The organism is Streptomyces herbicida (assembly GCF_032656585.1).
Lineage (GTDB): Bacteria > Actinomycetota > Actinomycetes > Streptomycetales > Streptomycetaceae > Streptomyces > Streptomyces herbicida.
Genome location: NZ_JAUYWJ010000040.1, coordinates 55,521 through 61,520, shown reverse-complemented (window position 1 = coordinate 61,520; position 6,000 = coordinate 55,521). Strand labels below are relative to the sequence as shown.

7 protein-coding genes are annotated in these 6,000 nt (G+C 70.8%); 3 read left to right on the top strand and 4 right to left on the bottom strand.

The window, feature by feature from the left end; translation table 11 throughout:
* Window positions 1-155 precede the first annotated feature (155 nt).
* Window positions 156-911 (bottom strand): hypothetical protein, encoded by a 756-nt coding sequence (locus Q8A52_RS46025; RefSeq protein WP_316764075.1) that lies wholly within the window; start codon window positions 909-911, stop codon window positions 156-158.
* Window positions 912-1,049: 138 nt separating this feature from the next.
* Window positions 1,050-1,607: a hypothetical protein gene (locus Q8A52_RS46020; RefSeq protein ID WP_316764074.1), complete on the bottom strand. Its 558-nt coding sequence runs from the start codon at window positions 1,605-1,607 to the stop codon at window positions 1,050-1,052.
* Between the two features lie 338 nt (window positions 1,608-1,945).
* Here Q8A52_RS46020 and Q8A52_RS46015 point away from each other — a divergent pair, with 338 nt between their 5' ends.
* Window positions 1,946-2,737, top strand: coding sequence for a maleylpyruvate isomerase N-terminal domain-containing protein (locus Q8A52_RS46015; protein ID WP_316764072.1), 792 nt, complete (start codon window positions 1,946-1,948; stop codon window positions 2,735-2,737).
* A gap of 19 nt (window positions 2,738-2,756) precedes the next feature.
* Here Q8A52_RS46015 and Q8A52_RS46010 read toward each other — a convergent pair whose 3' ends face one another.
* Entirely contained in the window at window positions 2,757-3,260 is a 504-nt protein-coding gene (locus Q8A52_RS46010; RefSeq protein ID WP_316764070.1) for a DinB family protein, read from the bottom strand.
* Between the two features lie 151 nt (window positions 3,261-3,411).
* Between Q8A52_RS46010 and Q8A52_RS46005 the strand changes: the two genes are divergently transcribed.
* Window positions 3,412-4,242, top strand: a complete 831-nt coding sequence (locus Q8A52_RS46005) for a tetratricopeptide repeat protein (protein ID WP_316764067.1) — start codon at window positions 3,412-3,414, stop codon at window positions 4,240-4,242.
* 115 nt (window positions 4,243-4,357) lie between these two features.
* The gene (locus Q8A52_RS46000) at window positions 4,358-4,687 is read left to right on the top strand and encodes a hypothetical protein (RefSeq protein ID WP_316764064.1); all 330 of its coding nucleotides are present in this window, start codon (window positions 4,358-4,360) and stop codon (window positions 4,685-4,687) included.
* On the opposite strand, the gene Q8A52_RS45995 is transcribed toward Q8A52_RS46000, so the two are convergent.
* A complete protein-coding gene (locus Q8A52_RS45995; protein ID WP_316764060.1) occupies window positions 4,665-5,630 on the bottom strand; it encodes a DMT family transporter in 966 nt (321 codons plus the stop codon). The two genes, Q8A52_RS46000 and Q8A52_RS45995, sit on opposite strands and share 23 nt — an antisense overlap.
* Window positions 5,631-6,000: the final 370 nt, after the last annotated feature.

Sequence of the window (6,000 nt, the reverse complement as noted above, 5' to 3'; positions counted from 1 at the left end):
CTGGCCGCTCAAACGCGCCGCCCACCGCGTCGCAGACCGCCCATGTGTTCCGGCCGTCACCATCGTTGGCGCCACCAAACCCAAACGGGTCAAGCGGACACCAAAGCCCTAAGTTACCGGTATTGGGGCTAGCCCAGCGGTTCACCCGCAGCCCGTCAGCGCGCGGGCAGCTGGTCATAGGTTTTGAAGGTGTAGGCCGCGTCGTACGTCATCAGGTTTCCGCTTGCAGCCGGGAGACCGAGCCGCTGGTTGAGCACTTTTGCCAGCGGCCCGCAGTGCTCAGCGGCAGGTGCGCTGAAAGTGTCGTCGTACGCCGAAAACTTGATCAACGGAGGATCCTGCGAGACCCACTGCGAGGGGCCCGACCGCTTCAGCTGGAAGTCGATCGGCGCGTTGGCCCCGATGGTGCAGTTCGGCGCCAGCAGTGGGCTCAGCAGCCGGAAGCGCAGGCTGAACCGTCCGGTGTAGAAGTCGGACCGGCCGCCGTATTCCGGCTGTATCGCCAGTCCCCAAAGCCGCTCATGCTCGCCCACGGCGGCGGGGAAGCCGCCCGCAACGGCGGTCGGTGTGCTGTGCATGGCCCCCCACACCTGCCCATTGGTGCCGTCCGGGAGTGGCCCCTCGGCATGGGTCATGGCGATCGGAGCGAGCGTCACGGTCACCTTGCCCATCGTCAACAGCGGTGCGGCGGTGTGCACTTCGCACCGCCAGCGGGCAGGGTCCGCCCCTGCCGGGAGGGCCGGGCAGTCGCTGAAGTCGGTCAGGGGCTGGTCTGCGGCGGTCGGCTCGGCGTACGCATGACTGGGCGAGTAGGCCCCTGCGACGGTTGCCAGGGCAGCGGCGCCGGCGACGGAAACAGCGGCGCGGCGGACGAGCGCGGGGCGACGGTGATCGGCGGTGGTGTGCGACATGAGCAACAGCCTGCTGCTCACTCCCCCGCGTCACCATTGGTGACATCCCCGTCCCTACCCTGAACCGACCCTGACGCCGTGTCAGGGTCGGTCCTTCAGAAGGGCCTTGTAATTCCGCCCTCCGCAGGCACGGCGGTGTCAGAACCGAACGTCCGGGTCCTGGAGCACCACGCGCAGTCTTTCGTCGGCATGGTCGGTGTCGAGCTCAGGGCAGAACCAGACGTTCTGTCTGGGCACGGCGGCCGGGTCGTCCGAGACCATCACCCAGAGCAGCAGACCCCACAGCACGACGGTTGAGTGACCGGCCAGTCGGGCGCCCAGCCCGACCGGTACGGCGGCGCCGATGCGTGGTGGCGGCGGGCTGTCCAGGTCGGGGGGCGTGAAGTCGGGGGCGTCGTGCCCAGCGAGGACCAGTGGGGTGTCCTTGACCTTGAGCCAGTGCACCTCGGTGCCCTGCGCGATGCGGTCGAGCGCGGCCGCCAGCCACCCCCGCACCGTCGCCTCCGGATCGGTGAGCCAGTTCAGCGGGCCGTCGGGGTCGGTGGCGTGGCTCAGATCGTCCTGCGGGGGGCCGTACGCGGGGTTCTCCACGGACTCCCCCACCACATTGCCTTCCCGGTCCACCAGCCACCAGCGTCGTATGGACTCCGGCGGTGCCCAGGTTTCCGAGGCGTACTCTGCGTCGATCTCGTACATCCAGCGATCCCCGTTGTCGCTGTGGCTCGGCAGCGGCAGGTTCCGCAGTCCTTCCGGCAGCGTCGTCGGCGGCCATGAGTCCCGCGGCGGGCCCGGTCTCCGTCTGCGCCCGAAGATGCCCATCCCCTGCCCCCACCCCTCGGCCGGTCCAACCGGCCGGGCGTGAACATCCCTGCCCATGACGGCGCCGGGATAGGCCCGGCCGCCGGGGCCGAACGCTTGCGCGCACTCACCCGGCCCACCACACGAAGTACGCATACCTCGGCGCAGCCGGCCGCGGTGGGCCTAGCGTGATGGCTATCCAGTCCCCAACCGAATCGATCATTCGTGGAGCAGCAATGGGCAACGCCGACACGGTCATAGCTGTACTGCGCGAGGGACACGACGCTCTCGCCTCGTCGGTGTCCGGATTCAGCGACGACGCCCTGGCCCGGCCGTCGGGCGCGGCCGAGTGGGACGTCTCGCAGGTGCTCAGCCACCTCGGCAGCGGCGCCGAGATCGCAAGGGCCGGCGTCGAAGCCGCCCTCGAGGGCGCGGCGAACCCCGGCCCCGGCTTCAACCACTCCGTCTGGGACAAGTGGAACGCCATGACGCGGCGGGAGCGCGCGGACGGCTTTCTCCGGGCGAATCACTCACTGACCGCGCTGTACGAATCCCTGGACGCCGGCACCCGCGAGAAACTCCGGATCGACTTGGGCTTCCTGCCCGCCCCCGTCGACGTGGCGACGGCGGCGCGGCTTCGCCTCAGCGAGTTCACGCTGCACTCCTGGGACATCCGCGTCGCCTTCGACGAGCAGGCCGCACTGCCCACCGACGCCGCCGCGGCGCTCCTGCACGGAGAACCGGACCTGCTCGCCTGGATCGGCAAAACCGAAGTGCTCGAGGGGCGGCATGCGGCCCTCCACATCACGACGACCGAGCCCGCCTCCGACTTCGTCCTGCGGCTGCAGACCCCGATCAGCGTGGACTTCGACCTGCCCGAGCGACCCGACGGCACCCTGGCTCTGCCCGCCGAGGCATGGCTGCGACTGGTCGCCGGCCGGCTCTCCGCCCGGCACACACCCGACGGCGTCGCCACGACCGGCGCCGCCGATCTGGATCTGCTGCGCCGAGTCTTCCCCGGCTACTGATCCACTCGGTGAAGCGGGCCTAGACGCCCGTCCGCCCGTCGGCCATCTCACGCAGGATGTCGAGGTGGCCGTTGTGGCGGGCCGTCTCCTCCACCAGATGCAGCAGGATCCAGCGCAGGTCGAACGCACTGCCGTCGGGCCGCTTCGTCCGGGCCTTGGTGTCCAGGTCGTGCGCGGCGACCAACTCGTTGTAGCGCGTGGACTGTTCGGCGTACTCGTCGAGCAGTTGCGACAGCGGGAAGTCGACGGCTGTGCGCATCTCGCGGTCGGGGTCCTCGTCGGTCCAGGGGCCCTTGTCCTCTTCGCCGAGAAAGACGACCTGGAACCAGTAGTACTCGACCCAGCGCAGATGGTTGATCAGGCCGCTCAGGGTCATCAGCGGCGAACCGGGGAGGAGTGCCTTGCGGGCGTCCTCGTCGGAGAGTTCCTCGCACTTGGCACGCGCGGTGGCGCGGACGTAGTCGAGGAACGTGGTCAGCTGAGTGCGCTCGTCCCATCCGGGAGGCGTATCGGTGCGTGTCATCAACCGGATGATCTCCCGCCGCGCACGGCCGTGTCGAGAAGATTTCCGAACTCGCGGATCTTGCCGGTGGATTGATGGGCAGTCGTAGCAACGGTTGCGACCAACTCACCCCTCGTCGAACAGACGTGCGCAGCATCCGTATGCTCCGGGCATGAAATTCTTCCGGTCGCGCGGTCGCGACGACGCAGGGCAGACGACGGGCTCCCCATTGACCCAGGCGATGGCCCTGTACCAGGCCGGGCGCTATGCCGAGGCGGAGGCCGAGGCCCGCGCCGTGGCCGAGGCCCGGTCCCGGCGCCGCGACGACATGTACGCGCCGCTGGCGCTGAATCTCGCCGCGATCGCGACGAACGCACAGGGCCGCCACGCCGAAGCCTGCGCCGCACACGACGCTCTCCTGCCCGTCTTCGGCAGGATCTTCGGCGCCGAACACCCGCAGACCCTGAAGCTGCGCTCGGACCGCGCCCAGACGCTGACCGCGCTCGCCCGGCACGCCGAGTGCGAGGCGGAGTGCGCGGCCGTCGCCCGTATCGCGGCCCGCGGCACGGGGCCGGAGATGCCGTTCCTGACGGCGGCCGCCCGCAACGGACAGATCTACGCCCTCAACGCGCAGGGCCGCCACCCCGAGGCCGAGGCGCTCGCTCGTGAGGCCCTCGCCGCCCATGGCACACCGGATCGGTTCACCCTGGTCCTGCGGCTCGGCCTGGTGCGGAGCCTCAACGGTCAGGGCCGTCACGAGGAGGCTCTGGCCGAGGCGGAGCGCGCCGACGAGCTGCGCCGCAGGCAGCCCCAGGAGCAGCACCGGCCGGAGACCGGCGCCGTCGAGCTGGCCCTGGCCACGGCCCTGCTGGGGCTGGGCCGTGACAGCGAGGCCCGCACCCGGGCCGCGACCGCCCACGACGCCTGCCTGGCCACCTTCGGCCCGGACCACCGCCGCACCGCCGAGGCCCGGGCACTGCTCGACCGCATCGACGGCGCTTGACCGGGCGCGCCGCACCGGCCCGGACGAAGCCGGGCCGGCTGTGGGCGGGCCACTGAGCGCTTTGCTGCACGCGCCGCAGGGCGCTACAGCTGGAAAGCAGAACTAGTGTTGGTATGTGAAATACGACTTTCCTGACGATCTACGCAAAGCACAGAACGATCTCGAACAGGTGCGTGGCGAGCTCGCCTGCCTGATCGCGCGGCTGCCGTATTCAGTGGAGCCCATCGAGGCCTGGGAGCGGCCGGAGGGCTACTGGCGCGACGGCTCCCCCGCCTACCCCGACTCCCCCGGCTGGACCCCCGAGGAGCAGTCGCAGGTCGCAGCACTACGAGAGCGGGAGCGGGGACTCGCCGTCACGATCGTCACCCACACCTACTGGGGCACCCTCGAGCCCGCCGAACGCCCGGCCGCCCGCGACGCACTCAAGCACGCCCAGGACGACTAGGACCGGCAGGCTTGGCGGCCAGGAGGACCAGGCCCAGCGCGAGGACGGCCAGCCCGGACCAGGAGACCGCGGGCAGGCGTTCGCCGAGGACGGTGACGCCAAGGACCGCTGCGACCGCGGGCTCGGCCAGGGTCAGCGACGTGGCCACCGACGCGGGGGTGTGGCGCAGCCCGTGTCCGAAGAGCCGGTAGGCGAGGCAGACGGTGAAGAGCGCGAGGTAGCCGGCCACCGCCGCTCCGTGCGTGGTGGCGAGCCAATGTACGTCGGCGAACAGGACAACCGGCAGGACGAGCAGCCCGGCTGCGCCGAACAGCACGCCCATCACCGCATCGGACGCGTGCCGGCGCGTAATGAGCGTGCCGCCGATCAGCGAGTAGGCGGCGTACGACAGCCCTGCGCACACTGCGAACAGGACACCCGTCAGATCCACCGGCGTACCTTCCCCGGCCAGTTCGGGCCCAAGGACGAGAAGCGTGCAGCCCACCACGGCGGCCGCGGTGGCGCCGGTCCAGCGTGCGGTCGGCCGAGCCTGCCCGGTGATCCAGGAGAGCAGCCCGGCGAAGACCGGCGCGCTGCCCAACGCGATCACGGTGGCCACGGCCACACCGGTACGTGCCACTGCCGGGTAGAAGGTCACCGGATAGCCGGCCACCGCCGGAGCGCCCAGGACGATCAGCCATCGCTCGGCGTGCGTGCAGGCGGCCGGCAATGAGCGGGCGCCGCGCGAGGTGAGGAACAGCAGGATGGCGCCGAGGCCGAGACCGGCGCAGCCGATGGCCGCCGGAGCCGCGCCGGACGGCGCCAGAGAACCGGCGGTCCCGGTCGTGCCCCAGAGCACGGCTGAGACGAGGATGGGTGCGGGGCCGCTGAGGAAACCGGTTCGAGAGGGGCGTGGGGCGGCGGCCGGGCGCGCGGGAGTCAAAGGGGTGGTGCGGTTCGGCACAGTCGTGATCTTCCGTCGTCGAATGCGTCTGGGACTCGATCCGAAACGGGCGCACGACACGAGGCCCTGACCGCCCTGCGGGGTCGGTCGGGGCCGGAGATCAAACTGTCAGCGTCTGCGCCCGGTCAGGCGCAGAGCGGCGGCAGAACGACGTGCCAGTAGGTGTTCACCCGGTGATCTTACCTGCCGGTGCCGCCCCCCGGGGACGTCGAGGCGCTAGCCGGTCCTGCTCGGCCGGTCGAGGGAGCGGGAAACTCGCGTTGGCCGCGTCGGGGCGGTCGGCCGTGCTGGTCGTTGCCCTGCTCATCGCCGGGATCGGTGAAGGGCCGCAGCTCACCGCCTTGTTCGCGGTGCGCCACCGGGAGGCTCC

What these genes read in the sequence shown, in the direction of transcription:
- Q8A52_RS46020 (WP_316764074.1), bottom strand. Translation starts at nt 1,607, where the DNA reads ATGTACGAGATCGACGCAGAGTACGCCTCGGAAACCTGGGCACCGCCG.
- Q8A52_RS46010 (WP_316764070.1), bottom strand. Translation starts at nt 3,260, where the DNA reads ATGACACGCACCGATACGCCTCCCGGATGGGACGAGCGCACTCAGCTG.
- Q8A52_RS46015 (WP_316764072.1), top strand. Translation starts at nt 1,946, where the DNA reads ATGGGCAACGCCGACACGGTCATAGCTGTACTGCGCGAGGGACACGAC.
- Q8A52_RS46005 (WP_316764067.1), top strand. Translation starts at nt 3,412, where the DNA reads ATGAAATTCTTCCGGTCGCGCGGTCGCGACGACGCAGGGCAGACGACG.
- Q8A52_RS46025 (WP_316764075.1), bottom strand. Translation starts at nt 911, where the DNA reads ATGTCGCACACCACCGCCGATCACCGTCGCCCCGCGCTCGTCCGCCGC.